General features: G+C 74.9%; 26 protein-coding genes, 2 tRNA genes, 1 pseudogene and 1 riboswitch. Of the genes and pseudogenes, 17 read left to right on the top strand and 12 right to left on the bottom strand.

Going from position 1 to position 25,104, the window contains the following annotated elements:
- Positions 1-15 precede the first annotated feature (15 nt).
- Positions 16-450, bottom strand: coding sequence for an LmrA/YxaF family transcription factor (locus OG774_RS19080; protein ID WP_328303304.1), 435 nt, complete (start codon positions 448-450; stop codon positions 16-18).
- A gap of 29 nt (positions 451-479) precedes the next feature.
- On the opposite strand from OG774_RS19080, the pseudogene OG774_RS19075 reads away from it, so the two are divergent.
- Positions 480-1,025 (top strand): annotated as a pseudogene (locus OG774_RS19075) (SDR family NAD(P)-dependent oxidoreductase); the annotation flags it as partial.
- A gap of 80 nt (positions 1,026-1,105) precedes the next feature.
- Here the strand turns inward: OG774_RS19075 and OG774_RS19070 are convergent.
- A complete protein-coding gene (locus tag OG774_RS19070) occupies positions 1,106-2,137 on the bottom strand; it encodes a zinc-binding dehydrogenase (protein ID WP_328303302.1) in 1,032 nt (343 codons plus the stop codon).
- A gap of 156 nt (positions 2,138-2,293) precedes the next feature.
- Between OG774_RS19070 and OG774_RS19065 the strand changes: the two genes are divergently transcribed.
- The 4 genes from OG774_RS19065 (at position 2,294) to OG774_RS19050 (ending at position 3,965) form a co-directional block, all read left to right on the top strand.
- A tRNA-Ser gene (locus OG774_RS19065) sits at positions 2,294-2,383 on the top strand.
- Between the two features lie 43 nt (positions 2,384-2,426).
- Positions 2,427-2,499, top strand: a tRNA-Arg gene (locus OG774_RS19060).
- Positions 2,500-2,656: 157 nt separating this feature from the next.
- Positions 2,657-3,565, top strand: coding sequence for a bile acid:sodium symporter family protein (locus OG774_RS19055; RefSeq protein WP_328303300.1), 909 nt, complete (start codon positions 2,657-2,659; stop codon positions 3,563-3,565).
- A gap of 52 nt (positions 3,566-3,617) precedes the next feature.
- The gene (locus tag OG774_RS19050) at positions 3,618-3,965 is read left to right on the top strand and encodes a VOC family protein (RefSeq protein WP_328303298.1); all 348 of its coding nucleotides are present in this window, start codon (positions 3,618-3,620) and stop codon (positions 3,963-3,965) included.
- Between the two features lie 3 nt (positions 3,966-3,968).
- Here the strand turns inward: OG774_RS19050 and OG774_RS19045 are convergent, their stop codons facing one another.
- Positions 3,969-4,304, bottom strand: coding sequence for a hypothetical protein (locus OG774_RS19045; RefSeq protein WP_328303296.1), 336 nt, complete (start codon positions 4,302-4,304; stop codon positions 3,969-3,971).
- A gap of 292 nt (positions 4,305-4,596) precedes the next feature.
- Here OG774_RS19045 and OG774_RS19040 point away from each other — a divergent pair, with 292 nt between their 5' ends.
- Positions 4,597-4,842, top strand: coding sequence for a hypothetical protein (locus OG774_RS19040; protein ID WP_328303294.1), 246 nt, complete (start codon positions 4,597-4,599; stop codon positions 4,840-4,842).
- Positions 4,843-4,914: 72 nt separating this feature from the next.
- Here the strand turns inward: OG774_RS19040 and OG774_RS19035 are convergent, their stop codons facing one another.
- Complete coding sequence (locus OG774_RS19035) at positions 4,915-5,088, bottom strand: CsbD family protein (protein ID WP_328303292.1); 174 nt, start codon at positions 5,086-5,088, stop codon at positions 4,915-4,917.
- A 30-nt stretch (positions 5,089-5,118) separates the two neighbouring features.
- The gene (locus tag OG774_RS19030; RefSeq protein WP_328303290.1) at positions 5,119-6,063 is read right to left on the bottom strand and encodes a DUF3048 domain-containing protein; all 945 of its coding nucleotides are present in this window, start codon (positions 6,061-6,063) and stop codon (positions 5,119-5,121) included.
- Between the two features lie 81 nt (positions 6,064-6,144).
- Between OG774_RS19030 and OG774_RS19025 the strand changes: the two genes are divergently transcribed.
- The 5 genes from OG774_RS19025 to OG774_RS19005 all read left to right on the top strand — a co-directional run bounded on the left by OG774_RS19025 (position 6,145) and on the right by OG774_RS19005 (position 10,976).
- A complete protein-coding gene (locus OG774_RS19025) occupies positions 6,145-6,795 on the top strand; it encodes a DUF1707 SHOCT-like domain-containing protein (protein WP_328303288.1) in 651 nt (216 codons plus the stop codon).
- A gap of 83 nt (positions 6,796-6,878) precedes the next feature.
- Positions 6,879-8,669 (top strand): serine/threonine-protein kinase, encoded by a 1,791-nt coding sequence (locus tag OG774_RS19020; RefSeq protein WP_328303286.1) that lies wholly within the window; start codon positions 6,879-6,881, stop codon positions 8,667-8,669.
- 143 nt (positions 8,670-8,812) lie between these two features.
- Positions 8,813-9,181 carry a hypothetical protein gene (locus tag OG774_RS19015; RefSeq protein WP_328303284.1) on the top strand — a complete coding sequence of 123 codons (369 nt, stop codon included), beginning with the start codon at positions 8,813-8,815 and terminating at the stop codon, positions 9,179-9,181.
- A gap of 16 nt (positions 9,182-9,197) precedes the next feature.
- Positions 9,198-10,208, top strand: a complete 1,011-nt coding sequence (locus OG774_RS19010; protein ID WP_328303282.1) for an acetamidase/formamidase family protein — start codon at positions 9,198-9,200, stop codon at positions 10,206-10,208.
- A gap of 9 nt (positions 10,209-10,217) precedes the next feature.
- Positions 10,218-10,976 carry an SDR family NAD(P)-dependent oxidoreductase gene (locus OG774_RS19005; RefSeq protein WP_328303280.1) on the top strand — a complete coding sequence of 253 codons (759 nt, stop codon included), beginning with the start codon at positions 10,218-10,220 and terminating at the stop codon, positions 10,974-10,976.
- Positions 10,977-10,993: 17 nt separating this feature from the next.
- Here OG774_RS19005 and OG774_RS19000 read toward each other — a convergent pair whose 3' ends face one another.
- Positions 10,994-11,320: a hypothetical protein gene (locus OG774_RS19000; RefSeq protein WP_328303278.1), complete on the bottom strand. Its 327-nt coding sequence runs from the start codon at positions 11,318-11,320 to the stop codon at positions 10,994-10,996.
- A 333-nt stretch (positions 11,321-11,653) separates the two neighbouring features.
- Here OG774_RS19000 and OG774_RS18995 point away from each other — a divergent pair, with 333 nt between their 5' ends.
- Entirely contained in the window at positions 11,654-15,190 is a 3,537-nt protein-coding gene (locus OG774_RS18995) for a transglycosylase domain-containing protein (RefSeq protein ID WP_328303276.1), read from the top strand.
- Between the two features lie 6 nt (positions 15,191-15,196).
- Here OG774_RS18995 and OG774_RS18990 read toward each other — a convergent pair whose 3' ends face one another.
- From OG774_RS18990 to OG774_RS18975, 4 genes are all read right to left on the bottom strand, one after another.
- Entirely contained in the window at positions 15,197-15,634 is a 438-nt protein-coding gene (locus OG774_RS18990) for a cupin domain-containing protein (RefSeq protein WP_328303273.1), read from the bottom strand.
- A complete protein-coding gene (locus OG774_RS18985) occupies positions 15,631-16,056 on the bottom strand; it encodes a PPOX class F420-dependent oxidoreductase (RefSeq protein ID WP_328303271.1) in 426 nt (141 codons plus the stop codon). Before OG774_RS18985 ends, OG774_RS18990 begins: the two co-directional genes overlap by 4 nt.
- 10 nt (positions 16,057-16,066) lie before the next feature.
- On the bottom strand, positions 16,067-17,860 hold the full coding sequence (locus OG774_RS18980; RefSeq protein ID WP_328303269.1) for a chloride channel protein: 1,794 nt from the start codon (positions 17,858-17,860) through the stop codon (positions 16,067-16,069).
- A gap of 96 nt (positions 17,861-17,956) precedes the next feature.
- Positions 17,957-18,598, bottom strand: a complete 642-nt coding sequence (locus tag OG774_RS18975) for a molybdenum cofactor guanylyltransferase (RefSeq protein WP_328303267.1) — start codon at positions 18,596-18,598, stop codon at positions 17,957-17,959.
- A 98-nt stretch (positions 18,599-18,696) separates the two neighbouring features.
- Between OG774_RS18975 and OG774_RS18970 the strand changes: the two genes are divergently transcribed.
- Positions 18,697-18,930, top strand: a complete 234-nt coding sequence (locus OG774_RS18970; protein WP_328303265.1) for a hypothetical protein — start codon at positions 18,697-18,699, stop codon at positions 18,928-18,930.
- A gap of 2 nt (positions 18,931-18,932) precedes the next feature.
- Here OG774_RS18970 and OG774_RS18965 read toward each other — a convergent pair whose 3' ends face one another.
- Positions 18,933-19,880 carry an AEC family transporter gene (locus tag OG774_RS18965; protein WP_328303263.1) on the bottom strand — a complete coding sequence of 316 codons (948 nt, stop codon included), beginning with the start codon at positions 19,878-19,880 and terminating at the stop codon, positions 18,933-18,935.
- Positions 19,881-19,911: 31 nt separating this feature from the next.
- A complete protein-coding gene (locus tag OG774_RS18960) occupies positions 19,912-20,691 on the bottom strand; it encodes a cutinase family protein (protein ID WP_328303259.1) in 780 nt (259 codons plus the stop codon).
- A gap of 214 nt (positions 20,692-20,905) precedes the next feature.
- Here OG774_RS18960 and OG774_RS18955 point away from each other — a divergent pair, with 214 nt between their 5' ends.
- From OG774_RS18955 to OG774_RS18940, 4 genes are all read left to right on the top strand, one after another.
- Positions 20,906-22,603: a formate--tetrahydrofolate ligase gene (locus OG774_RS18955; RefSeq protein WP_328303257.1), complete on the top strand. Its 1,698-nt coding sequence runs from the start codon at positions 20,906-20,908 to the stop codon at positions 22,601-22,603.
- 61 nt (positions 22,604-22,664) lie between these two features.
- On the top strand, positions 22,665-23,219 hold the full coding sequence (locus OG774_RS18950) for a cyclodeaminase/cyclohydrolase family protein (protein WP_328303255.1): 555 nt from the start codon (positions 22,665-22,667) through the stop codon (positions 23,217-23,219).
- A complete protein-coding gene (locus OG774_RS18945; protein ID WP_328303253.1) occupies positions 23,216-24,172 on the top strand; it encodes an asparaginase in 957 nt (318 codons plus the stop codon). Before OG774_RS18950 ends, OG774_RS18945 begins: the two co-directional genes overlap by 4 nt.
- 30 nt (positions 24,173-24,202) lie before the next feature.
- Complete coding sequence (locus OG774_RS18940) at positions 24,203-24,820, top strand: helix-turn-helix transcriptional regulator (protein ID WP_328303251.1); 618 nt, start codon at positions 24,203-24,205, stop codon at positions 24,818-24,820.
- A gap of 136 nt (positions 24,821-24,956) precedes the next feature.
- Positions 24,957-25,082, top strand: a riboswitch (cobalamin riboswitch).
- Positions 25,083-25,104 lie beyond the last annotated feature (22 nt).

Here is a 25,104-nt window from a genome sequence, read left to right as displayed (position 1 = left end):
CGCTGTTCGCTGCTTCTATGCGCGCGAACTCCCCGTTCGCTCGCCGGAGCGGACCCGCAGCGGGTCGAGGATCTGGTCGAGGACGGCCTCGAGCGGGCGGGGTGAGCGCTGGGGCTGGCAGAGCACGATACCGCCCTGGATCGACGCGACGATGCCGACGGCCAGCAGGTCGGCGTCTGCGGCCCCGTCCACGTGCCCAGCGGCCTGCATGCGCGCGACCCCCGCGGCGAGCATGTCCTTCCAGGCCGACATGGAGGTCGTGATCAACGCCGCGGTCTCGGGGTCGGCGGACGCCGCCTCGGTCGCCAGCGACCCGATGGGGCAGGCCCAGCGGCCCTGCCCGACGTAGTACGCGACGAGCCCGTCCCGCCAGCGGCGCCACGACTCCCAGCTGCCCAGGTCGTGGATCTCGGGCTCCTGCGCGGCGAGCAGCTGCTCGCCCTCCCACACCGCGACCTCGCGGACGCCCCGACGACGTCCGCGCCTTCGCGGCCGAAGCCACCGCGCTGCTCGGCGGCCGCGTCGACGTGCTGGTGAACAACGCCGGCGTCTACCCCGTCGGGCCGACCGACAGCCTGACCGACGCCGACCTCGACGCCGTGCTCGCCACCAACGTCCGCGCGCCGCACGTGCTCGTCGGCGCGCTCGCCCCGGCGATGGCGGCCCGCGGCGAGGGCGCGGTGGTCAACATCGGGTCCTGGATGTCGCGCGTCGGCGTCCCGATGGGCGCGGCGTACACCGCGAGCAAGGCCGCCATCGAGCAGATGACCCGCACCTGGGCCGCCGAGTACGGGCCCCGCGGCGTCCGCGTCAACACGGTCGCCCCGGGCGCCACCGCGACCCCGGGCAACGCCGACTCCTACGACGTGCTCGAGGCGATGACGAAGGCGACCGTCGCCGGCCGACCGGTCCGGCCCGTCGACGTCGCCTACGCGGTGCGGTTCGTCGTCTCCGACGAGGCGGCCTTCCTGCACGGCGGCACGATCGACGTCGACGGCGGGATCACCTACGCCCGCGTGGCGTGAGACACGGCCCTGGAACGAGCGAGGGGCGCCTCCGCTGCGTCGTGCGCAGCGAGGGCGCCCCTCGGTCGTGCGTCCGGGCGTCAGGGACGCACGAGCACCTTGAGGGCCTCGCGGGCGTTCATCGCGCGGTAGCCCTCGGGCGTCTCGTCGAGCGAGATCGTCCGGTTGAAGACCTTGCCCGGCTCGACCGTGCCGTCGAGGACGTCGGGCAGCAGCTCGTGCATGTTGGCCTGTGTCGGGGCGATGCCGCCGGCGACGGTGATGTTGGCCATGAACTTGCGGGCGGCGTTCGGGATGGTGCCGCTCTGCGGGACCCCGACGATCCCGACGTGGCCGCCAGGCTTCGTGACGTTCAGCGCGGTCGAGAGCGACTGGTCGTAGCCGACGGCCTCGATCGTCGAGTGCGCGCCGTCGGTGCCGAGCAGGTCACGCACGTTCTGCTCGCCCTCCTCGCCGCGCTCGGCCACGACGTCGGTGGCGCCGAACTCGCGGCCGAGGTCGGTGCGGTCCTTGTGGTGGCCCATGAGGACGATCCGCTCGGCGCCCAGGCGCTTCGCGGCCAGCACGCCCAGCAGGCCGACCGCGCCGTCGCCGACCACGACGACGTCCTTGCCCGGCCCCACCTGCGCCGACACGGCAGCGTGGTGGCCGGTGCCGAACACGTCGGACAGCGTGAGCAGGCTCGGCATGAGCTCCGAGTCCTGCGGGACGTCGAGCTTCATGAGCACGTTGTCCGCGAACGGCACGCGCGCCGCCTCGCCCTGGCCGCCGTCGGTGTCGGCGCCCCAGGCGTTGCCGTTCGGGCAGGCGCTGGTGAGGCCCGCCCGGCAGTACTCACAGGTGCCGTCGGCGTAGAAGAACGGGGCGACGACCAGGTCGCCCTTCTGGATGCGGCCCACGTCGGAGCCGGTCTCCTCGACCACGCCGATGAACTCGTGACCGATGCGGTCGCCCTGCTCGGTCTGCTCGCGGCTCTTGTACGGCCAGAGGTCGCTGCCGCAGATGCACGAGTGCGTGATGCGCACGATCGCGTCGCTCGCGTTCTGGAGCGTCGGGTCGGGGACGTCCTCCACCCGGATGTCGCCCGCTCCGTAGATCAACGTCGCCTTCACTGCGGTCCTTCCTCAGGGTGCGTTCGGTTGTGGGCTACCCATCTCCCGAGCGCTCGCATGCGAGACCGCGCACACGTCGACGCGGCGGGGGGTGGCGGCCGACCGGGTGGACGGCGGTGTGTACTGTTTCCCGACGGAGGCCCCAGGGGGACCTCGGGAGGCTTCGCCTAGTCTGGTCTATGGCGCCGCACTGCTAATGCGGTTGGGAGTTCGGCTCCCTCCCGGGTTCAAATCCCGGAGCCTCCGCGGCCGCGGTCCAGCAAGGGTCGAGGCTTCACAAGTACACACTGCGCCCGTAGCTCAACGGATAGAGCATCTGACTACGGATCAGAAGGTTAGGGGTTCGAATCCCTTCGGGCGCGCGCCGGTCGAGGCAGTTCAGAGGGGTCGCAGCAGCGCTGCGGCCCCTTTGTTTTGTGCAGGGGACGGCCGTAGGCGCCCGGAACGACGCGTCCGACCGCTTCCTCGCGAGATGTCCCGACGGCACGATGGGCACCCTGTTCACACTCAGGGGTGTTCATGGACTCCGCGCTGACCACCGTCGGTCTGCCTGCCGCTCTCGCGGTCGTGATGCTGGGGCTCGGGCTGTCGCTGAGCATCGGCGACTTCGCCCGCGTGGCGCGACGTCCGGTGGCGGTCGTGGCGGCCCTGGTGACCCAGCTCGTCGTGCTGCCGGTGATCTGCTTCGGGCTGGTGATCGCGGCGGGGCTCGACCCACTGCTCGCCGTCGGGACCATGCTGCTCGCCGCGTCGCCCGGGGGCACGACCGCGAACCTGTTCAGCCACCTCTTCCGCGGGGACGTCGCCCTCAACATCACGCTCACGGCGGTCAACTCGGTGATCGCCGTGATCACCCTGCCGGTCGTCGTGAACCTGTCGCTCGCGTACTTCCGGCCCGTGGTCGAGGGCGGCCTCGGGCTCGACCTGAGCAAGACCGCCCAGGTCTTCGCCGTGGTCCTGGTCCCCGTGGTGATCGGCATGCTGATCCGGCGCGCGTCGCCCACCTTCGCCGACCGCGCCGACAGGCCGGTACGAATCCTCTCGGCCGTGGTGCTGGTCGTGGTGATCGTCGGCGCGCTCCTGGGCGAGCGGGAGAACCTCGGCGAGTACCTGGCCGCGATCGGCCTCGTCGCCGTGGCGTTCTGCCTGATCAGCCTGACGTTGGGTTACCTGGTGCCCCGGCTGCTGGGCGTCGGGCACCCGCAGGCCGTGGCCTCCGCGTTCGAGGTCGGGATCCACAACAGCACGCTCGCGATCGCCGTCGCGGTGAGCGTCCTGCAGACCGAGCGGCTCGCGGTGCCGGCCGCGGTCTACGGCGTCCTCATGTTCCCGCTGGCCGTCGGCGCGGGCGCCCTCCTGCGCCGGCTCGCTCCTCGGGCGGCGAGCGTCCCCGACGACGAGGTCGGCTCGTCCCGGACCCGGTCGTGAGCCCCCGTCGTCGCGGGCCCACCCGTCGCTCCGAGACCCCGGTGGGTGTCTCGTGAGTTCCGGCCGCCTCCTCTTCGCCGGGATCCTCGTGAGCGACTACGAGGCGTCGCGGCCGTGGTTCGAGCGCCTCCTCGGTCGGGAGCCGTCGTTCCTCGCCTCGGACACCGAGGCGGTGTGGGAGCTCTCGGAGCAGGGATGGCTCTACGTCAAGCAGGACCCCGAGCGAGCCGGGCACGCCGAACTCATGATCGTCCCGGAGGACCTGGACGACGCCGTGCGCGGCGCCGCCGAGCGGGGGATCGCACCGGTACGGCACGAGGACTACCCGGGTGGCGCCCGCAAGATCGTCTTCCGCGACCCGGACGGCAACGAGGTCGGGTTCGGCGGCGGGATCGGCTGAGGGTCAGCCCGCGCGGGGGACGGGCGTCGCGCGCACGACGTGGAGGCGTGCGGCCGCGCTCTCGGCGAGCAGGGAGTTGCGGCGCCGGACGATGGCCGTCGCGAGGTCGCGGGCCTTCTGGGTGAGGCCGTCGGGGTCCTCCTCCACGGGTGAGTTCGCGGTGCAGTGGTCGACGACCTCGACGATCGTCATGAGGGCCCGGGCGAGCTCGTCGAGGGTCTCGCTGCACCGGTCGAAGCGGTCGCCGTCCGGCGGCTGGGTGCGCTCGTGCTCGAGCAGGCCTGCGAGCGCCTCTGACGCCTGTCGGGCGAGCTGACTCGCCGCCTCGTCCTTCTCCACGTCCGCTCTCATCATCCGTCGGGGACGACATGAGGATGTCCGCTGGGGGACCGACCCAACCTCCGTCGGTCGACCGACGGATGGTGACGTCGGGCTCGTCCGATCAGTGTGGGAGGACCCGGCCGGCGGGGGGACACCGACCGGGTCCGTTGCCGATCACGGGGGGCATGACCGGCGGCGATCATCCTTGCATGTGCAAGTACATCCGCAAAGAGCGGGTCCGGACGGTCCACCGGGTCCCGGAGGGCGTGCCACCATGGTCGCCGTCTGCGACGAGACGAGGGGGTGACGGGTGCGTATCCGACTCGCCGACGGTCCCTGTCAGGGCGACCACGACCTGACGATCGCCGAGGGCGCGAGCCCTCCCGAGGAGTTCCTGGTGCTGGTCGAACAGGGTCCGCGCCAGAAGGTCAGCGAGATCCACGGCGGCTCGATCCCCGGGATCAACACCTTCGCGGTGCACCGCCTGGCCCGGCGCGAGGGCGACGGCACACCGGTCTACTCCTTCGCCGGGCGACGCGAGTCGCGGGGCTACTAGGGACACGCAGCCCCGGACACACGAGAACCCCGAGGACGAGGTCCCCGGGGCTCGTGTGGACGTGCGGCGGGATCAGGACTTGAAGGCGTCCTTGATCTTCTCGCCGGCCTGCTTGACGTCGCCCTTGGTCTGGTCCTTCTTGCCCTCGGCGCGGAGGTCCTCGTCGCCCTGGGCGGTGCCGGCAGCCTCCTTGACCTTGCCCTTGAGCTTGTCGGTCTTGTTGTCGATCTTGTCGTCAGCAGCCATGCCGTCGGACTACCCCGAGGCGGGGGTCGGTCAATCGTCCCGGGGCACGAGCAGGACCCACAGTGGTCCGGACGCGAACGGCACGGGGGCGCCGCCGGCGTCGAGGACGCGGGTCGGATCGGTCGGGGTCGGCCGCGACCATCGCGCGGGGAAGGCGCGGCCGTCGCGCAGCACCTCCGCCTCGCCCTCGCCGGTGGTCACGGCGTAGGGCGAGACCGCCCCGGCGGCGTCCCGGATGGCCGACGGCCGCGTCGTCACCTCCTGGACGAGCACGGTGGCGGCGCCGACCGGGTCGCCGCCGCCGGCCGGGACCACCTGGTCGCCGCCGGGCTCGACCACCCAGCGTCCGCGCACGGCGTCCCACGTCAGGCCCACGATCGCGGACCCGAACGCCACCTCGCGGTGCCGCACGACCTCGCCACCCGCGGGGGTCGCGCCGAAGCGGAAGCCGACGTCACGGGGTGGGGACACCTCGCCGGCCGCGGCGAGCAGGGCGCCGGGATCGGCGTACAGGTTCACCGGTGCGCGGCGGTCGGCGTCGCGACGGAACGCCGAGGCGGCGGTCGCGGGCGTCACCGCGACGAGCGGGGCGCCGGCGAGCGTCCCGGCCAGCTCGGGGGCGGAGCCTGAGAACGCCAGCGCCGGCCGGCCGTAGGCGCCGAGCACCGTGACGTCCGACTCACGGGCGCTGCGCACCGGGCCGACCGAGGCCGGCAGGCGCGACGAGAACACGGCGAGCAGCCGGGTCGTGCCGCCCTCGACGGGCTCGACGTAGACGACGTCGGCGTCCTCGACGCCGGTCCACGGGCGGCCGGCGGGGGAGTTGTCCACCTTCACCGCGAGCACGGGCGCACCCGACGACGCGGGCATCCCCGTCAACGGGGACACCTGGCGGTTCGCGCCCGCGCAGCCGGCGGCCAGGGCGAGCACCGCCAGGACGAGCACCGCCAGGACGAGCATCGGGCCCCGCGGCACCGCCCACCTCCGTCCCCGACTGCCGTCTCGTCTGGGCCGAGCACTGCCGGGCGGGTGCTCGCGGCGACCTATCATTCCGGTGTGACGTCCGCGAGCCCGGAGCCGGTGGATCCCGCGGGCCTGCGCGTCTCGGACACCGAGCGCGAGCAGGTCCAGCAGTTCCTGTCGCGGGCCATGGTGGCCGGGCAGATCACCCCGGCCGAGTACAGCGACCGCTCCGCCGCCGCGCTCGCCGCGCGGGTGCGGGGCGACCTCGTCGGCCTGCTCGACGACCTGCCGGGGGCCTCACTGCACGTCGAGCGCTCGGTCGACGTGCTCGACCTGCGCGCGGGCGTCGGCGGCGCGATCTCCCGGCGCGGGTACTGGCGGGTGCCGCCCGTGGTCCGCGTCCACAGCTGGGTCGGCGGGGTGACGCTGGACTTCACGGGGGCCGAGTGCACCGCGCCGGTGATCGCGGTCGAGCTGGCGACGGGGCTGTGCTCCCCGGTGCTCGTGCTGCCCGAAGGCGCCACGGCCGACGTCGACGACCTGCTGATCTCCGCGGGCAAGGTCCGCGACGACACGACCCACCGGCGCGAGCGCGGCACGCCGCACCTCGCGATCCGGGGACGGCACAGTCTCGGCGACGTCGTCCTGCGCCACCCCCGCAAGCCTCGGTGGCGCCCGGGACGGAAGAAGACCACCGTGACGCGTGAGGGTGACGGCGCGCCGGGTCGCCGCACCCGGAGCTGATCCGGTACCCCGGTAACCTCAAGGGACGGCGTCGGGAGGACGGACCGACCGCGGGAACGCGGACGGCGGGAGGGGAGGTCGGCGTGGGGCTGGCCGAGCTGGGCCCGGCGGTGCCCGTCCTCGTGGTGGTCGTCGCGGGCGTGCTGACCGCCCTCGCGATGGCTCCGCTGCACCGGCGCGCGGCCGTGCAGCGGCGCACCGCGATGCTCGTCGACCGGGTCGTCACCGACCGCGTCGCGCGCCTGTCGGGGGCCGAGCGCCGACGCGCGCGCCGCCACCTGCACCGTGCCGCCGACCTGCCCGTGCCGCGCGCGATCGGCCTGACGGCGCTGACGGCCCTGGTCACGGTCGTGCTCGGTGTGCTGACGTTGTCCCTCGTCGCCGACGAGCTCGCGACCGGGCGCCGCCTCGCGATCCGCGGCCTCATCGCGCGCCTCGACGACGCGGGCCTGCCGGCCCCCACCACGAGCGGCCCGACCATCACGGTCGCCGGGCTCGTCGTCCTCGGCCTGCTCTCCCTCACGGTGGCCGGCCTCTACGTCGGCGGCCTGGACCTCGAGCGCCGGCGCGCGATGCCCGTGACGCGACCGTGGCCCGCCAGCCGCGGGAAGGCGACGCTGGCGCTCGGCCTGCTGCTCGGGCTCGTCCTCGTCCTGGCCGTCGGTGCCGCGGCCGTCCCGGGCGTCGGGCTGGGCGCGGCGCTCTTCCTGCTCGCCCACCAGGTCACCGCCCGCGCGGGGCGTCCCCGCGCCTGCCGCGAGGCGCCCGTCGTCCCCGAGGCGCTGCGGGCCGCCCGGCTGCCCCCGGTGCGCGAGCGGCGGCTGCTGCGCGCCCGCCGCAACGCGCGGGAGCCCGACGTGGCGCGCGCGCAGCTCGCCCCGCCGGCGCCGTCCGGCCCGGCCCGGTCGGTCCCGCCGCCCCCGTCGCGCCCCCTCCCGCCCCCGCCGGTCGTCGGCCCGTCGACCCGCCTGGTCGACCTCGCCGCGCCCGAGCAGCCGCTGTCGCCGCACGACCCGCGCTCGGTCGGCGAGTACACGCTCACGGGGCGTCTCGGCTCCGGCGGGATGGGCACCGTCTACCTCGGCCACCGGGCCGGCACGCACGGCGTGGTGGCCATCAAGGTGCTGGCGCCGCACCTGCTCGACGACGTCGACGCCCGCACCCGCTTCCTGCGCGAGGGCCAGACCCTGCAGAAGGTCACCGGCGACTACACCGCGCGCGTGCACGGCGTCGGATTCGACGGGTCGATGCCCTACATCGTCATGGAGCGCCTCGACGGGCCGTCGCTGCACGCGTTCGTCGCCGCGTCCGGGGCGGTCACCGACGGCGAGATGCTCACGCGCACCGCGATCGCGCTCGCCCGCGCGCTCGCGGCCCTGCACGCGGACGGCATCACCCACCGCGACCTCAAGCCCGGCAACGTCCTGCTCACCTCGGCCGGGCCGAAGGTCGTCGACTTCGGCATCGCCCGGGTCGTGGGCCAGACCCACCACACGCCGGCCGGGAACATGGTCGGCACGCCGGGCTACATGGCGCCCGAGCAGGTCACCGGCAACGGCGCCGTCCCGGCCACCGACGTGTGGGCCTGGGCGTGCTGCGTGGTGTTCGCCGCGCGAGGCGACCACCTCTTCGACGGCGACAACATCCTCGACATCGCGCGGCGCATCCTCGACGGCCCCGGGTCCGAGGCGTTCGGCGCCGTGCACCGGCTCTCCCCGCGGCTCGTCCCGGTCCTGCGCCGCGCGACCGCCCAGGACGCGTCCGACCGGCCCCGCGACGGCGCCGCGCTGCTGCGCCTGCTCGACCGCAGCGGCGCCACCTCCGCGGTGGGCCACGCCGGCTGGGACCGTCTCGTCGGCGGAGGCGTCCGGTGAGCGAGTACAGCGAACGATCACCACGCAAGCGCGCTGCTACGGTGCGATCGCTCCGCCCGGCGCGCCGTCCGGGCCGCCAGGACAAGGGGACGGGCTCCCCGCGTGAGGACGGTGAGTGGTCGGTGGCCTCGTGGGACGACTTGGTGACCTGGGTGCGCCTGCGGTACGAGGTGATGGCGCAGAACAAGAGGAGCCTGACGTTCCGGCTCCCCACCACCGAGGACCGCACGCAGCTGGTCTACGTGCACCACCGGGGCGAGGTCGACGGGCACGACTGGCTGCAGATCGAGTCGCCGATCGCCCGCCTCGACGAGATCGACACGCGCCGCCTGCTGGAGCTCGCCGAGGAGGCTGTCGTCGGCGGTGCCGTGGCGGTCGGCGGTGTCGCCGTGTTCCGGCACGCCACCCCGCTCGAGGATCTCTCGTTCGCCGAGTTCGACGCGCCGTTCCGCCTGGTCACGCACATCGCCGACCAGCTCGAGCACGCCCTCACCGGCACCGACAAGTACTAGGCCGCGGGAGGCCGTCGTGGACGTCGTCGAGTTCCGGCCCGAGCGGTCCCAGTACGCCTGGACCTTCGGCGGCGCCGCCCCGATCCGCGAGATCGAGCCCGGCACGGTGCTGCGGCTGTGGTGCGACGACGCGTTCGGCGGCGCCATCCGCACCGTCTCCGACGTCGCGAGCGCGACGCTCGACCCGCGGTTCCTCAACCCGCAGACCGGCCCGTTCGCGGTGCGCGGCGCCGAGCCCGGCGACACGCTCGTGCTGCACCTCGTCGACATCACCCCGGCGCGCGACTGGGGCGCCTCCACGCTCGTCCCCTTCTTCGGCGGGCTGACCGGCACCGACCGCACCGCCCTGCTCGCCGACCCGCTGCCCGAGCGCACCTGGATCTACGAGCTCGACCGCGCCCGCGGCACCGTCACGTTCGTCGCGCACCAGGGCGAGTTCTCCCTCGACCTGCCGATCGACCCGATGCTCGGCACCGTTGGCGTGGCGCCCGCCAACCGCGAGGTCCGGTCGTCGCTGACCCCGGACGCCTTCGGCGGCAACATGGACACGCCTGAGATGCGGGCCGGCGCCACCTGCTACCTGCCGGTGAACGAGCCCGGTGCGATCTTCTCGGTCGGCGACGGCCACTACCGCCAGGGCGAGGGCGAGTCCTGCGGCACCGCGGTCGAGGGCGCCATGGACGTCACGCTCATCGTCGACCTGGTCAAGGCCTCGGCGGCGCGCGCGCCGCTGTGGCCGCGGATCGAGAACGACGGCGAGATCATCGTCGTCGGCTCATCGCGGCCGCTCGAGGACGCCTGGCGGATCAGCCAGGTCGAGATGATCGGCTGGCTCGGCGAGCTGCTCGGTCTCGAGCGCCTCGACGCCTACCAGCTGCTCACCCAGGTGTCGCTGACGCCGCTGGCCAACGTGGTCGACACCAACTACAGCGCCGTGACGAAGGTGTCCAAGACGCTCGTGCCCGGCCTGCGCCCGCTCGACGGGCTGCACGCGGACCTGCGTGCCCGCGCCACCTCCCTGACGTAGAGGAGACCCATGGACCTCCAGCTCAACGGCCGGACCGCGCTCGTCACCGGCGGCAGCCGGGGCATCGGGCGGGCGGTGGTCGAGGCGCTCGCCGCCGAGGGCGCCACGGTCGCGTTCTGCGCCCGGTCGGCGGACGGCGTGCGCACCGCGGAGAAGGAGCTGCGCGGCGCGGGGTACGACGTGCACGGCGCGGAGGTCGACGTCGCCGACGGCGACGCGCTCGCCTCCTGGGTGCGGGAGTCCGCGGCGCAGCGCGGCGGCATCGACGCCGTCGTCGCCAACGTCTCGGCGCTGGCGATCCCGTCCACCGAGGAGAACTGGGCGGCGAGCTTCACCACCGACATGCTCGGCACCGTGCGTCTCGTGGAGGCGGCCCTGCCCTCGCTCGAGGCGAGCGACGCCGGCGCGATCGTCACGATCTCCAGCGTCTCGGGCCGCGAGATCGACTTCGCCGCCGGGCCGTACGGGACGTTCAAGGGCGCACTCGTCCACTACACCCAGGGCCTCGCGTACCAGCTCGCCGGCCGCGTCCGGGCCAACACGGTCTCTCCGGGCAACGTCTACTTCGCGGGCGGGGTGTGGGAGTCGATCGAGCAGAACGACCCCGACCTCTACGGGCACGCCCTCGGGCTCAACCCGACCGGGCGGATGGCGACGCCGCAGGAGGTCGCGCGGGCGGTGACCTTCCTGGCGAGCCCCGCGGCCACGTTCATCAGCGGCACCAACCTCGTCGTCGACGGGGCGCTGACGCGCGGGGTGCAGCTGTAGGTACCGCGAGCCCGGTCTCAGCGCGGCGCCGGGGCGGGGACCAGCGCGTCGAACAGCGACCGGACGCCGTCGACCGCGGCGTGCACCGCGCGGCTGACGGCGCGTCCCCAGGCGCGGAGCAGTGCGGGCAGGCCGGCGCCGGGGGCGACCGGCGCGGGCACGAGGGCGGTGGACACGGGGGCCGTGACCGGGGTCGGGAGCGGAGCCGTCACGGGCATCCGCTCGATCCACGGGGCGACGCGCGGGGCCGGGACGAAGGGCAGGAAGGGGTAGCCGCCGTCCTCCGCCGTCTCGCGGCCCCCGTCGCGGGGCGCCGGGACGCGGGGGTCCTGGTCGGGTTCCATGCCGTGAGTCCTCTCGCCGATCACCGTCGTCCCGCTCATCGGTCCGGGGCGTGCCGCTGTTAGCACTCGGTGACCGGGGTCGCCACTCAGCGCGCTGGGTCGGGACCAGCGGACCGGGTGCACGACGGAGTGACACCGGACCACCACTCACCGCATCGTGCGGTCCGGTCACGGACGGCCCCCCGGACAGAGCGCGACGTCGTCGTCGCCGACGCGTTGCCTTCGTGCGGGCCCGTACGTCTGCGTGCGGGCCGGAGGGTCCGGTCGACATCCCGGCCGAGCCCTCTGACCAGGGCTTATCGGATGCGAGTGGTACGGGGAGGTGGTGGCTCGGTGGCGGGGACGCACTCTCGTCCGTCGGGACGGCGCCATGCCGTCGACCCCGACGAGGCCGCCGACGAGGGCGAGCGCAGCACGCCCGGCGCCACCGGAGGTCGGCGCGCACGCCGCGAGGACCGCGAACGGCTCGACCGCGAGCGCGACAGCGACTACGGCGACTACGTGCGCGAACGCCTCCGCTCGGAGCCCGCGCCGTCCTCGCCGCCCGTCGGCTTCCCGTCGGCGCTGTCGACGGGGTCGTTCCGGCCCGGCCGTGCGACAACCGGCACCACGCCGGCCCCGGCGGCGCCGTCCCGCCCGGCCGCGCCCGCCGGCGGCGCTCCCCGCTCCGCGACGGCTACGGAGGCCCGTCCGGCCGCCGCGCCGACGGCCGCCCGGCCCGCCGCCCCGGCCGGTCCCGCGCCGACGGGACGCCCGGTGCCGCCCACACCGGTCTCGCCCGCGCCGGTCCCGCCCGCGCCGATCCCGACCGTGCCGCCGCCCCCGGCCGCCCCGGCGCCGGCGGCACCCCCGAAGCCCGCCGGCCCGCCGCCGACGCCCGCCGGACCGCCGCCCGGTCCGCCCGCCCGCCCCGGCCCCGTCCGACCCGGTCCTGGCCGCTCCACCCCGCCGCCCGGTCCGGCGCAGCCCGCCGGTACCCGCGGCCGTCCCGCCGCCCCGGCGTCCCGTCCGCCCCGCGCCCCCGACGGTCGGCCCGGCGCCGCGCCCGGTGGGCGTGCCCCCGCCGGCCCCCCGCCGGTCGGCCCGTCCCGCGGTCCCGTGCGCGGCGGCCCCGCCCCGGCGGGCCGCCCGAGCGCCCCGCCGCCCGGCCGCCCGCCCGGCGGCGCCCCGCCGCCGACCAACGGCACCGCCCCGCCGTCGACGCCCGCGACACCCCCGGCGACCGGCACCACCGCGGCCACGCCGTCGGCACCCGCGACGAGCAGCACCACCGCCGCCCCCACCCGCAACCGTCCCGGCGGCACCGCGGCGATGCCCGCGATCGACGCCCCGTCGCCCCGCGGACCCGGGTCCGGTCCCCTCCCGCGCGGGCGGGGCGGTCGTCGTGACGACGAGCCCGCCCCGGTCGACGACGACCTCGAGGACCTCCCCGAGACCCCGGACGACGACCAGCCCGACGAGGCCGCCGACGCGGGCACCACCCGCGCGGCGCGCCCGACCCGGACCGGCGCCGGGCACACGACCCGTCGCGCCACCAGCCGCTCGCGCACCTCGGGTCGCACGGCGAACCGGAGCACCGGGCGCAGCACGCGGGCCGGGGAGAGCGACGCCCCCCGCGTCCCCCGCGGCCGCATCGCGCTGGCGATCGCCGCGGTGCTGTCCGTCGTCGCCGCCCGGGTGGTGCGTCTGCCCCATGGCGACAAGGTCGTGGCGTTCGGCCGCCGCGTGCGGTCCCGGGTCGTCCTCTACCTGGACGGACCGCACCCCGAGACGATCGCGCCCGCCGCCCTGCGGTGGCGCCGCATCCGTCGCAGCCTCTACGCGGGCGTGGCCGCGATGATCGCGGCCCCGGTGTTCTCGCTGCTCGTCGGCTGGCTGTTCATCCCGGTGCCCAACGCCGACGACGCGGTGGAGAGCCAGCTCAACACCGTCTCGTTCTCCGACGGCACCGTCCTCGCGCGGATCGCTCCGGGCGAGCAGGGCAACCGCCAGAAGGTCGGCCTCGAGCAGGTGCCGCCTCCGGTGCGCTTCGCGGTGCTCTCGGCCGAGGACCGCACCTTCTACTCGAACAGCGGCTTCGACGTCACCGGCTTCGGTCGCGCCGTCTGGAAGAACCTCACCGGCGGCTCCGGCGGCGGGTCGACGATCACCCAGCAGTACGTCAAGAACGCGATGGTGGGCGACGAGTACTCGCTGATGCGCAAGTACAAGGAGCTCATCATCTCCTTGAAGATCTCCCAGGAGCGCTCGAAGGACGAGATCCTGGGCGACTACCTGAACAGCATCTACTTCGGTCGCGGCGCGTACGGCATCCAGGCGGCGTCGCAGGCGTACTTCGGCCGGCCGGTCGAGACGCTCACCCCGGCCGAAGGTGCCCTGCTCGCCGGCGTCATCCAGGCGCCGTCGAAGTGGGACCCCGCGCAGAATCCCGACGACGCGCTGCGCCGCTGGAACTACGTCATGGACGGCATGGTCGCCCAGAGCTGGCTGCCGGCCCCGGAGCGCGCCGCGGCGCAGTTCCCCGTCACGGTGCCGCCCCGTCGCGTCACCGGCGGCGTCCCCGACGACGACCGCGGCCACATCTACAGCGCGGTGCGCGACGAGCTCCGGACCCTCGGCATCGACCAGGACGCGCTGGTCACCGAGGGGCTGCAGATCCAGACGACGATCACGCCCGAGGCGCAGCGCGAGGCCGTCGAGGCGGTGCGGTCGAAGATGGGGGGCCAGCCGGACAACCTCCGCACGTCGACCGTGTCGATCGACCCGGAGACGGGTGGCATCCTCGCCTACTACGGCGGGGACAACGGCTCGGGTCTGGACTACGCCCGGGTCGAGAAGCAGGCCGGCTCCACGTTCAAGCCGTTCGTGCTGCTCGCCGCGCTGCAGCAGGACCCGCCGATCGGCATCTCGACGGAGTTCGACGGGCGGTCGATCCCCGGGCAGACGGTGCGCAACGTCGACGGCGCCGACTGCGCGAACTGCAGCCTCAAGCGCGCCATGACGCTGTCGAACAACGTCGTGTTCACCGCGCTCGGCAACCGCGTCGGCCCGCAGGCCGTGGCCGCGGCCGCACGCCAGGCCGGGATCAGCCAGCCGATGAACGACCCGGACTCGGGCATCTCGCTGGGCAACCAGGAGACGACCGCGGTCGACCTGGCCTCGGCCTACGCGACCTTCTCCAACGAGGGCATGTACCACCGGCCGCACCTCGTCCAGCGCGTCACGACGGCCAGCGGCGAGGTCCTCTACGACCAGTCGACCACGCCCGGCGAGCAGCGCATCGACCCGCGCGTGGCGCGCAACGTCACCGAGGCGATGCGCGACGTACCGGACTACGACGGGGTGGGGCTCGAGGGCGGCCGGCAGGCCGCGGCCAAGACCGGCACCGTCCAGTCGCACGTCGAGAGCCAGAACAACGACGCGTGGTTCGCGGGCTACACCCCGAACGCGTCCACGGTCGTGTGGGTGGGCACGGACGACAACACCCCGATCCGCACCGCCGACGGACGCCCCGTCTACGGCCACGGGCTGCCCAGCGAGATCTGGAAGACGTTCATGGACGACGCGCTGGAGGACGCCCCGCGCCAGACGTTCGGGACGTTCACCCCGGTCGCGGGCACCGACCCGGGCGACACCGCGGACAGCGCGGAGGGCCCGGCGGAGTCCACGCCGTCGAGCACGTCGTCGCCGAGCTCCACGTCGGCACCCACGTCGACCACCGCGCCACCCGACACCGACGTCGCCCAGCCGGCCGAGGAGGTCCCGCCCGCCGTCGGCGATCCCGCGGCGGCGGAGGACCCGGCGGCCGCGGGCGATGCCCCGGTCGAGGGTGCCGAGGGCGAGGGCGGCGCCGACCCGCCGGCGAACTAGCGGGGCTCAGGCGAGCGTGAAGTCGTCCTCGTCGAAGCCCGGACTGACGACGCAGGTCACCAGCACCTCGGCGTCGGCCCCGGGCTCCGGCGCGGCCCGCTGCCACACGCCGCCGGGCACGAGGGCGTGCGGCGCCTGGCCGTCCTCGACCCGGGCGCCCAGGAGGATCGCGTCTCCTCCGACGGGGCTCTCGCCGTCGCCGCCGAGCCACAGCGACAGCGCCGGACCGCGGTGCCAGCACCACAGCTCGTCGGAGCGCACGCGGTGCCAGCGGGACTCCTCGCCGGGCGCGAGCACGTAGTGGATCGCCGTGGCGCTCACGCGCGGGCCGGGGTAGCCCGCGGGCTGCAGCGTGGGGCCGGTGGCCCAGGTCCGGCGGAACCAGCCGCCCTCGGGGTGCGGCGCGAGGTCCAGCGCGCGGGCCAGGGGTGGCGGTGCCGTCACGCCGTCATGTCCAGCGCGGCGATCACCTTCGACGGGTGCAGGCGCACCACCAGCTCGCCCGGGACGCCGTTGCGCCGGCCGAACTCCTCGGCGCGGTCGGCGCCCATGTAGCGCGCGCCCAGGTCGGTGGCCGTGCGGCGCAGCTCGTCGGGGTCCTCCGAGAGCGTCACCGAGCCCTGGACCTGCACGAACGCGTACGGCGGCTCCTGGAGGTCGACGCAGAGGACCGCGCGGGGGTCGCGGGCGAGCGCGCGGCCCTTGGCGGTGTCCTGACCGGTGGTGAAGACGATCGTGCCGTCCTCGACGAGGAACCAGATCGGCGTGACGAGGGGCCGGCCGTCCTTCGCGGTCCAGCCGATCTTGCCGGTGCGGGTGCCCTCGGCGAGGAAGGCGTGGACCGTGGGGTCGGTGAGGTCGGCCATGGGCGCCAGCCTAGGTGCGGTCCGGGGTCCCGTCCGGTGGCTTGTCGGGGGTCGTGGCGAGCCCGGCGACCAGGGTGTCGAGGCCTGCGCAGGGCCCGACGAGCAGGTGCACGCCGTCCGGGCCCTCGAGGCGCCGGAACCCCGATGGGGGCGTCCAGCCCTCCGGCGGGTCCTCGACGAGCTCGACCACGCAGCGGGCGTCGGGCTCGTGGGCCCGGTCCACACGGTCGTCCGCGGGCCTGCCGACGAGGTCCGCGGCGCCGACGAGGCCGAGCAGGCGGGAGCCGTCCGCGGCGAGCACCGGGAGCGTCGCCGACCCGGCGCGCTCGAGGACGTCGAGGGCACCGCCGAGGTCGTGGTCGGCGTCCAGGACCTCCGACCAGCGCACCGGCCCGAGCGACTCCCCGGTGCCGCCGAGGGCCGGCGGCCCGGCGGGATCGGCCTCCGGTGGGCCGAGGGCGTCGCCGACGGTCCGGCGGGCCCACAGCGGCGTGCCCGGTGCCCTCAGCCGGATGCCGCGGCGGGCGAGCTTCTCGGTGTAGACGGTCTCGGGGGAGAGCAGCCGGCTGACGACCGTCGCGACCGCGACCGCGATCATCAACGGCAGCACCAGCGCCCACTCGGCGGTGATCTCGGCGACGATCACGACGGCCGTCACCGGTGCCCGTGTCGACCCGGCGAGCACGGCCGCCGTCCCGACGAGCGCGACGGCGTCCGCGGACCCGACACCGAGGGCGTCGGTCCCGGCCCCGAGCACGGAGCCGGTCATTGCGCCGAGGAACAGTGCCGGCGCGAACACGCCGCCGGAGCCCCCGATCGCGAGGGTCAGGCTCGTCGCGACCAGCTTGCCGACGAGCAGGACGAGGAGGAACGCGACGGCGTAGCCACCGGTCACCGCCTGCTCGAGCACCGGGTAGCCCACCCCGTACATCTGCGGCAGGGCCACCAGCAGCAGGCCGAGGACGACCCCGCCAACCGCCGGCCGCAGCCACTCGGGACCACGCCAGATCCGGTCGACGACGTCCTCGGCGCCGTAGAGCACGCGGGTGAACGCCACCCCGACCAGGCCGCCGACGAGGCCGACCACCACGAACGCGGGCAGCTCCCCCACGGAGCCGACCGTGTAGCGGGGCAGCGCGAGGAACGTGTCGGCGCCCTCGGCGACGCGGGCGACGGTGTTGGCCACCACCGAGGACGTGGCGACGACGACGAAGGACACGAGGGACACGTCGAGCAGCAGGATCTCGAGGGCGAAGAAGACGCCCGCGACCGGCGCGTTGAACGTCGCGCTGATCCCGCCCGCGGCACCGCACGCGACGAGCAGACGCAGGCGCCGGGTCGGCATCCGGAGCCACTGCCCGACGCCGGACCCGAGCGCCGACCCGATCTGCACGATCGGGCCCTCCCGGCCCACCGAGCCGCCCGACCCGATGCACACCGCCGAGGCCAGGGCCTTGACGACGGCGACCCGCGGGCGGATGCGCCCGCCGTGCTCGGCGACGGCGAGCATCACCTCGGGGACGCCGTGCCCGCGGGCCTCGCGGGCGTAGCGGTACACCAGCGGGCCGTAGACCAGGCCGCCGAGCACCGGGACGACGACCAGGAACCACGGTCCCGCTCCGGGCAGCCAGGGCAGCGGCGCGCCGGGGGTCGCGGCGTAGTCGTCGGTGCCGGTCAGCAGGCGGGTGACCGCCACGATCAGCTCCCGGAAGAGCACCGCGCCCAGGCCGGCCCCGAGACCGACCGCGACGGTGGCGGCGGCGAGCACGGTGGGTTCGCGCCAGCGGGTCGTCGCCGTGGTCACCGCTGGGTCCTCCGGGTGTCGCGGGCAGGGACGCGCCCACGCTGGCACGGCGCCCGCGTCACCGCCGGGGAGATCCGGTGCCCGCTGCCCGGTATGTCAGCTCGTGTCGGTTCCGTCCCGCTGTGAACGCGCCCACTCCTCGGGGGTGTTCACGCCGCGCGCCGCCCGGAGCTCGGGGTCCCTGGCGGCGAGCGCCGGGTCGGTGAGCAGGGTCGCGGCGTCGAGCTCGCGGACCTCGCTCACCGCGAACAGGGCGCCGGGGCGGAGCTCGCCCTGCGCGAGGAGGTCGGTCGCGCGGGCGCCGAGAGCCGTGGCGTAGGCGGCGAGCAGCGGCTGGCGGTGCCCGTCGAGCACGGGCAGGGCGACCTCCACCGGCGGCACCCGGTACGCCAGCACCGCCCGGACGAACGCCGCGTGCAGGTGGGGGAGGTCGACGGCCGCGACGAAGGCGGTCTCCGCGCCGTCCGCCGCGGCGGCGGACAGGCCGGTCGCGAGGCCCTGCAGGGGGCCGCGCCCCGGCACCGGGTCGTGCACCACACGGCACCGCCCGCGCCACGTCCCGACGGGGAGCGCCCGGTCGGCGTCGGCCGCGCCGACCACCAGCAGCGGGCCGTCGACGGCGGCGGCGAGGGCATCCAGGACATGGCCGAGCAAGGTCGTGGCGCCGTGGGGCAGGGACGCCTTGTCGGTGCCCATCCGGCGGGAGCGACCACCCGCGAGCACGACGCCGGCGCTCATCGTTCCCCGCCCCGCGGTGATGTATGCAACCGGTTGGCCGCCACGGACCGGGGGAAGCCCTGAATGAGCACATCAACGTGCCGATGGAGGTGTGCACCATGATCAGGAGCACCGAGAAGCGGCGTCCGACCGAGCCCGAGGACGCCCATCGCGGGTGGGTCGCCCCCACGCCGACGGATGCCCTCGAGGCCGCCGCCGACCGTGCCATGGCCGCCGCCGAGCGTGCGGTCGCCGCAGGCACGGCCACCGACGACCAGCGGGCGGGCGTGCGCCGCATGGACGATGCCCGCACCCACGAGCAGCGCCGCGTGGCCTTCCGCGCCGACGACTGACCTCACGGCAGGACCAGCAGGGTCAACGGCAGCGTCACCAGCGAGAGCACCGTCGTCAGCACCACGGCGGCGGTGCTCTCGCGGTACCAGGTCCGGTACTGCGCGGTGAGCACGAACACCGTGGCGGCGTCCGGTAGCGCGCACATGACGACGAGCACGGCGGCCCACGGCGCCGGCACACCGAGCAGGGCCACCGCGCCGAGGGCCAGCGCCGGCATCACCACGAGCTTGACGAGCACCGCGGCGCCGATCGGGATCCACTGATCGGTCGCGCCCCGCAGCGACCGCACGGCGCCGCGCAGCAGGATGCCCAGCGCGAACAGGCCGCCCGGCGCGGCCAGGTCGCCGAGCAGCCCGATCGTGCTCGCCACGGGTGTCGGCAGCGGGACGCCGAGGGCGGCCACCGCGACGCCGGCGGCGATGCCGATGACGACGGGGTTGCCCAGCACCCGACGGGCGAGCAGGACCGGCAGGGGTGTGGCGGCCTCCTCGCCCCGGCCGCGGCCGTCCAGCGTGGCCGCCACGAGGAAGATCGAGATGGCGAGGGCCGTGTGCAGCGTCGAGGTCAGCGACGCGGCGAAGGCCGTGGCCGGGCCGAGCACCGAGACGGTCAGCGGGATGCCGAGGTAGCCGACGTTGCCCCAGCCGGCGACCAGCCCGACCGCGTTGGCCTCGCCCGACGGCCGTCCCGCCACCCGCGCCACCACCGCACCCAGCGCGTACGCGACGACCACCACCGCGATCGAGGCGATGATCGCGGACCACGGGACGCCGGCGGACAGGTCGGCGTCCGCGACCGAGATGAAGATCAGGGCGGGAAGCGCGACCCAGTAGACGAGGTCGTTGAGCACCGCCGCGGTGCGCTCGTCGAAACGCTCGAAGCGTCCGGCCACGGCGCCGACGGCGATCACCGCAAACACGGGCAGGACGCGGCCGAGCAGCTCAAGCACGTCGCATCACCGCGCGAGCGTACGGGCGCGCTCAGCTCACCGGGCCCGTCGTGGCGCGCACCACGACGGCGTCCATCGCCCGTTCGAGCACGGTGAACAGGGGCACGCCGGCAATCTCGACCGTCGGGTACGAGCGGTGCGCGCCGGAGGCCCAGCCGTCGCGGAAGACGGTGAGGTCGAGGTTCTCGGTGGCGCAGATCGGGTCGCCCGGCGCGCACACCTCGTAGACCCGCCCGTCGTAGACGTCGAGCTCACGGGTGGGGCGCGGCCCGAGGACGCCGCGTCCCGGGGTGTCGAGGAGGTTCGGCGCGTGCGGGTCGCGTCGCGGGCTGCCGAGCATGATCGCGCCGGCGATGCGGTCGGTGGGCAGCGCGATCGTGCCGTTGGCCGCCCGGTGGACGACGTCGGAGACCACGTCCGCGCCCTGGCTGAAGCCGACGAGGGTGATCGTGGTGTCGGGGCAGCGGGCGGCGAGATCGCCGGCGTCGCGGGCGAGGCGCTCGGCCCCGCGGCCCTCGCTGAACGGGTAGAACACCGGCCGGTCCAGCGAGGCGGGATACGGGACATAGCGCACCGAGAGGTCGTCGCCCCAGCGGCGCGCGAGCGCGTCGGTGAGGCCGGCGAGCAGCCCGACCGAGCGCGCCGGGTCGGCGGCCTCGGACGTCTCGTTGGTGCCGGCGACGGCGAAGAGGGCCACCGGGGGGCACGCCGGCGCCGCCGTGGCCAGGGGTGCGGTGAGGAACCCGGCGCCGAGCAGGAGAACGAGTCCGAGCAGCAGTCGTCGTCCCGCCGCCCCCGCCACACCGGACATCTTCGCCGATGGGGGACGCCGCCGGGGAGCACTCGAGGATGTGGATTCCCTGGCGTTGAGTATCAGCGTGGACGCAGGGCTTGCACGCACCGTGCACGCACCGAGCGTGACCGGCCGTACTGACAAGTCGTCCCGGTTCTGCCAGCGTTCCCCTCCAAGAGTCCCCCGGCGGCGGTGCCGGAGCCGGGGAGGCGTGGACTGCAGGAGGACTCGAGTGAGCATTCCGTCGGACCTCGACATCGCGCAGGCGGCGACGCTGAAGCCCTTGGACGACGTGGCCCGGCAGATGGACCTGCCTCTCGAGCTGCTGGAGATGCACGGCCACGACGTCGCGAAGATCGAGCTGGACGCCATCGAGGCGATGGCCGACCGCCCGCGCGCGAAGTACGTCGTCGTGACCGCGATCACCCCGACGCCGCTGGGTGAGGGCAAGACGACCACCACGGTCGGGCTCGGCCAGGCGTTCTCCCACATCGGCAAGCGCGGCGTGGTCGCGATCCGCCAGCCGTCGATGGGGCCGACGTTCGGCATCAAGGGCGGCGCCGCGGGGGGCGGCTACTCGCAGGTCGTGCCGATGGAGAAGTTCAACCTCCACCTCACCGGCGACTTCCACGCGGTCACGAGCGCCCACAACATGCTCTCCGCGGTGCTCGACAACCACCTCTACCAGGGCAACGCGGCGGGCCTGGACCCGTACCGCGTCACCTGGCGCCGCGTGCTCGACGTCAACGAGCGCGCGCTGCGCAACGTCGTCACGGGCCTCGGCGGGCGGATGGACGGCGTGCCGCGTGAGTCCGGCTTCGACATCACGTCGGCGTCCGAGGTCATGGCGGTGCTCGCACTGTCGAACGACCTCGCCGACATGCGCGCCCGCCTCGGGCGCATCGTCGTCGGCTACACCGGCGACGGCGACGCGGTGACCGCCGAGGACATCCACGGCGCCGGGTCGATGGCCGCGCTCATGCGCGACGCGCTCAAGCCCAACCTCATGCAGACGCTGGAGAACACGCCGGTCCTCGTGCACGCCGGCCCGTTCGGCAACATCGCGACCGGCAACTCGTCGATCGTCGCCGACCGCGTCGGCATCCACTGCGGCGACTACCTCGTCACCGAGGCCGGCTTCGGCGCCGACATGGGCGCCGAGCGCTTCTTCAACATCAAGTGCCGCACCTCGGGCATGACCCCGGACGCCGCGGTCGTCGTGGCCACGGTGCGGGCGCTCAAGGTGCACTCGGGCAACCACAAGGTGGTCGCCGGCAAGGACCTGCCGCCCGCCCTGCTCGAGGAGAACCCCGACGAGGTGCACGCCGGCGCGGCCAACCTGCGCAAGCAGATCGAGAACATGCGCCTGCACGGCGTCTCGCCGGTGGTGTGCATCAACGCGTTCCCCACCGACCACGACTCCGAGCACGCCGCCATCCGCGAGATCGCCGAGTCGATGGGCGCGCGGGCCGCGGTCTCGACCCACTTCAGCGACGGCGGGCGCGGCGCCGCCGAGCTCGCCGAGGCCGTCGCCGAGGCCGCGAACGAGGAGAGCCACTTCCAGCTGCTCTACCCCGACGACGCGTCGCTGCGCGAGAAGATCGAGACCATCGCGACGAAGGTCTACGGCGCCGACGGCGTCGACTACGCCCCGGCCGCGAACACCTCGATCGACCTCTACGAGCGCAACGGCTTCGGCGGCCTGCCGATCTGCGTCGCCAAGACCCACCTGTCGATCTCGTCGGACCCGAAGCTCCTCGGTGCGCCGACGGGCTGGCGGATGCCGGTGCGCGAGGTCCGCGCGTCGGTCGGCGCCGGGTTCATCTACCCGATCTGCGGCGACATGCGGACCATGCCGGGCCTGGGCAAGAACCCGGCCGCGCACCACATCGACGTCAAGCCCGACGGGACGATCGTGGGGCTGTTCTGAGCCCCTCCGTGAGCGATGTTCACGGCTATGGCCGGGAACATCGCTCACAGGGGGTGGACCGGTGAGCCGGCCGATCGGCGACCTCGGGGTCGCGCGGTTCGGTGAGGTCCTCGCGGCCGCCGGGCCGGGCCCGGCGGCGGGATCGACGGCGGCCGTGACCGCCTCGTTCGCGGCGGGGCTCGCCACCAAGGTCGCCAAGGCCGCCGCCGACCGGGAGGCCGTGACGGAGCTCGACGCCGTGCGCGCGAAGGCGCTGCGCCTCGCCGACGACGACGTCGAGGCCTTCACGGGCTTCCTCGAGGCCCGTCGCAAGCCCGGAGGCGAGCCCGGCGCGACCGAGGCGATCGTCCAGGTGCCCTCGGACGTCGTCGCCCTCGCCGTGCGCGTCGCCGAGCTGGCGGCGCTCCTGGCCGAGAGCGGGCCCGACCACCTCACCGGCGACGCGGTGACCGCCGCGTTCCTCGCCGCCGCGGCCGCCGAGAGCGCCGCGGCGCTGGTCGGGGCGAACATCGCGGACAGCGACATGACGGTGGGGGAAGAGCTCGCCGATCCCCGCCTCGAGCACGTCGAGGAACGTGCCGGGCACGCCCGCGCGCTGGCCGAGCGTCTGGTGTGAGCGAGGGCTGGACCGTCGAGGTCACCCGCGGTCCCCTCGTCGAGTCCGAGCACCGGGTCGCGCTGGTGGTGCTCGAGCCCGACGGGACGACGGCGCTGCGGGCCGGGGTCGTGGACGTGCCGATGCTGCCGCGCTCGGCGCTCAAGCCGGCCCAGGCGGTGGCGGTGCTGGAGGCCCTCGCCGGGACCACCGCCGATCTCGACGACCGCGAGCTGGCGCTGGCCGCCGGCTCGCACTCCGGCGAGCCCGAGCACCTCGCCCTCGCCGCCGGCCTGCTCGCGCGCCACGGCCTCGACTCCGACGCGCTCGCTTGCCCGCCGGCGCGCCCGCTCGGGATCGCCGCCGACCACGCGTGGGGTGAGCGGGCGCCCGAACGGCTCGCGATGAACTGCTCGGGCAAGCACGCCGCGATGCTCGCCGCCTGCGGGGCGCAGGGGTGGCCGATCGAGGGTCACCTCGACCCCGAGCACCCGCTGCAGCGTGGGGTCCGGGCGACCCTCGAGCGCCTCGCCGGACCCGTCCGCGCCGTCACCGTCGACGGCTGCGGGGCGCCCGCGTTCGCCACCGACCTGCTCGCCGTGGCGCGCCTCGGGCTGGCGCTGGACGCCGCGTCGGCCGACACGCCCGAGGGTCGTGTCGCCGCCGCGATGCGCGCCCACCCCGGGCTCGTCGCGGGCCCCGACCGCCTCGACACCGTCCTCATGACCGTCCTGCCCGGCGCGCTGTCGAAGGTCGGGGCCGAGGGTGTCCTGCTCGCCGTCCTGCCCGACGGCGCGTCGCTCGCTCTCGCCGTCGTCGACGGCGCGGGCCGCGCGGTGGGCCCCGTGCTCCTCGAGGTGCTGCGCCGTCGCGGCCTCGAGCACCTCGACCGCACCGCCGAATTGACCAGCCTCGCCGCGCCACTCGTCCGAGGAGGGGGTCACCCGATCGGCGTTCACCGTGTGCGATCGTGAGAGCACTCATCGGGGTGAGGAGAGTGTGAAATGGGATCGTGCCTGGTCTTCGCCGGAGCGACGCCCGCGCGGGAACGCCTGGTCGGCCATCTCTCCTCGGTGTTCGACGCCCTCCCGTGCGTCGACAACGTCTCCGACCTCGTCGTCGGCCTCGGCCACCTCGTCGACGGTCGCGGGCCCGACGTCGTGCTCGTCGGCGCCGACGACGGCAGCGCCTGGATGGAGGCCGTCCGCCAGGTGCGTCGCCATGCCCCGGAGACGCCGGTCCTCGTCGTCGGCGAGGCGCCGTCGGCCGAGCTCGACCCCCTGCCCGAGCGCCCGACGCCCGAGCGGGGTGCCGCCACGGCCGAGGACGAGCGCGCCGCCTGGGCCCTGCGTCTCGGCGCACGCGGGTTCCTGCGCGCCGGCGACCTCGTCGACCCCTCCGCCCTGCCCGGCGCCCGCCCCGCCACCACCGAGCTCTCCGACCGCGAGATGGACGTGCTGCTCGGGATGACCGAGGGCCTGTCGAACGCCGAGATCGCCGCCGAGCTCGTGCTCGCCGAGGACACGGTGAAGACCCACGCCCGGCGCTTGTTCCGCAAGCTCGGCGCCGGCGACCGCGCCGACGCCGTCGCCCGCGGCTTCCGCCAGGGCCTGCTGCGCTGAGCCGTTCGGCGGAGCACTCGGGTCAGCGGCGGCACTCCGCAGACGTTCAGTGTCCGTAACGCCACGCACTCGAACCCCGCCACGGCGTTGACGCGCTCGTGACCTGCGTGGTCGTCTGAGCCGTCGACGGACGCGGAGGAAGCCGGTGTGATTCCGGCGCGGTCCCGCCACTGTCACCGGGGAGCGGACCCCACGAGAGGCCACGGCCGGCACCTGCCGGCGGGAAGGCCGGGGCGAGCAGCGATCCGGGAGCCAGGAGACTCCGGCCGTCGCGAGGCAAGGCT

Source organism: Actinomycetospora sp. NBC_00405, from assembly GCF_036044095.1.
GTDB classification, from domain to species: Bacteria; Actinomycetota; Actinomycetes; order Mycobacteriales; family Pseudonocardiaceae; genus Actinomycetospora; species Actinomycetospora callitridis.
The sequence above is the reverse complement of the archived record's forward strand: the minus strand, read 5'-3'. Positions and strand labels throughout refer to the sequence as shown.